This window comes from Hydrogenophaga sp., from assembly GCF_041633695.1.
In the GTDB taxonomy this organism is placed as follows: Bacteria; Pseudomonadota; Gammaproteobacteria; order Burkholderiales; family Burkholderiaceae_C; genus Hydrogenophaga.
Window position 1 is genome coordinate 1 of record NZ_JBFJMY010000584.1, and the last position, 2,255, is coordinate 2,255.

The window sequence follows — 2,255 nt, forward strand, 5'->3', positions numbered from 1 at the left end:
CGGTATTGTCGGGCATGGGCGAACCCTGGCCTGTGCACGGGGCAGATACCCGGTGCACAGGCGTTTGCCGCAGACCTTTAGCGCAGGTGGTGCACCGGCGCCTGTCCGTACACCGGCGTATCCAGCGCCTCGTAACGCGCTTTCAGCTGCAGCGAGAGGAACTGCGAATAGTGGCGGCTCTGGTGCAGGTTGCCGCCATGGATCCACAGCTGCTGCTGGTTGGTGGGCTTCCACATGTTGCGCAGCTCACCTTCCCAGGGGCCGGGGTCTTTGGTGGTGTTGGAGCCCAGGCCCCAGACCTTGCCCACGCGATCGGCCACCTCGGGCGACACCAGATCGGCCAGCCAGTGGTTCATGGAGCCGTAGCCGGTGGCGTAGACCAGCAGGTCGGCCGGCAGCTCGGTGCCGTCGGTCAAGGTCACGCTCTTCGGGTTGATGCACTCGATGTTCACGCCGCTCTTGAGCTTGATGCGACCGTCGGCCACCAGCTCGCTGGCGCCCACATCGATGTAGTAGCCCGAGCCGCGGCGCAGGTACTTCATGAACAGGCCCGAGCCGTCTTCGCCAAAGTCGAGCAGGAAACCGGCCTTCTCCAGCCGGCTGTAGAGATCGGCATCGCGCTTCTTCATCTCGTCGTACACGGGGATGTGGAAGTTGTGCATGATCTTGTAGGGCACGCTGGCGAACACCAGATCGCCCTTGTGGTGGTCGATGCCGTTTTGCACCGCCTCTTCGCTGTACAGCCCGCCCAGCGCCAAGTCCATCAGCGATTTCGAGGGCGCGATGTGGGTGCTGCTGCGCTGGATCATGGTCACGTCGGCGCCGTTTTCCCACAGTGCGGCGCAAATGTCGTGCGCCGAATTGTTCGAGCCCAGCACCACCGCCTTCTTGCCCTTGTAGGCCTCGGGGCCGCTGTGTTTGCTGGAATGGTGTTGCTCGCCCAGAAAAGTTTCGGCACCGGGAATTTTGGGTACGTTGGCGTAACCCGATACCCCGAGCGCAAACACCAGTTGCTTGGGCCGCAACACCACCTCTTCGCCCGCGCGGTCCACCACCACGGTCCATTCGCCGCTGGCTTCGTCGAAGCTGGCCTTCTTGGCGGTGGTCGATCCCCAGTAGTTGATCTCCATCACCTTGGTGTACATCTCCAGCCAGTCGCCCACCTTGTCTTTGGGGGCGAACACCGGCCAGTCGTCTGGGAAGGGCATGTAGGGCAGGTGGTCGTACCAGACCGGGTCGTGCAGGCACAGCGACTTGTAGCGGTTGCGCCAGCTGTCGCCAGCGCGGGGGTTTTTCTCCACCACGATGGTCGGCACACCCAAGCGGCGCAGCCGCGCCGCCAAAATGATGCCGCCCTGACCGCCGCCGATGATGAGCACGTAGGGCTGCTCTTCGTAGCCCAGCCGCGCCTCTTCGTCTTGCCGCCGCTCCAGCCAGCTCTTGCGCCCCTGCTGCGCACCGTGCTCGGCGCCCATGACGCGGCGCCCGCCCTTCTTCTCTTCAAAACCTTTGAGTTCGGTCATGGTGGTGAGCAGCGTCCAGGCCTTGCCGTTCTTCAGCCGCAGGTGGCCGCGCCCGCGCGCCACGCGGGTATCAAACGTGAACCAGGCGTCCACCACGCCATCGGCTTCGGTGGCCTCGCCTTCAAGCTGGAAGTTGGAAGCGCCGGTGTCGCTCTGGCGAGCCTTCAGCATGTCGCGAATGGCGTCATGCCCTTCCTGGGTGCGGATGTTCCAGGTGAATGAAACCAGGTCGCGCCAATAGCAGTCGGCGTCAAAAAGCGGCAGCACAGCCTCGGGCTTGCCTGTCGCCAGCGCCGCGCCGAAGTCGCTCAGCCAGCGGCTGGCCTGCTGGGCGGGGGTGGAATCTGTCATGGGTCTTGTCTCCTGTGGATGCCGGCCTCGATGTGGGCCGGCACCGCTTCTTCAATCAAGACCCATGCCATGCCGCCCGCAGGGTCAAGCAATTGATTCCAAAGGACATTTTCTCAACTGCCAGGTGTCACACCCCGTGCACCTGTCACTCCCTTGAGTGACAGCTGTCACAGGCTTCGCTGGTGGGAATGGCCTCGAGTCAGTACACCGCAAAACTGCTTGAACGGAGGGGAACGCCACTCATTCTTCGACTTTTCACCACGCCAACTTGAAGCTTGGAGTGCTGGCTCCTACTGCCGCAGAGCCTGTACCGCCACAGGTACGGCACTTCGTCTGGAACGACCGTTGCAGCCGATTTCGAACGGGTGCTTTCGACCCAAA

General features: G+C 63.1%; 1 protein-coding gene. It reads right to left on the bottom strand.

Translation table 11 applies throughout. The features are described from left to right. Window positions 1–77: 77 nt before the first annotated feature. Window positions 78–1,874: an NAD(P)/FAD-dependent oxidoreductase gene (locus ABYB95_RS21980; protein WP_372661987.1), complete on the bottom strand. Its 1,797-nt coding sequence runs from the start codon at window positions 1,872–1,874 to the stop codon at window positions 78–80. Window positions 1,875–2,255: the final 381 nt, after the last annotated feature.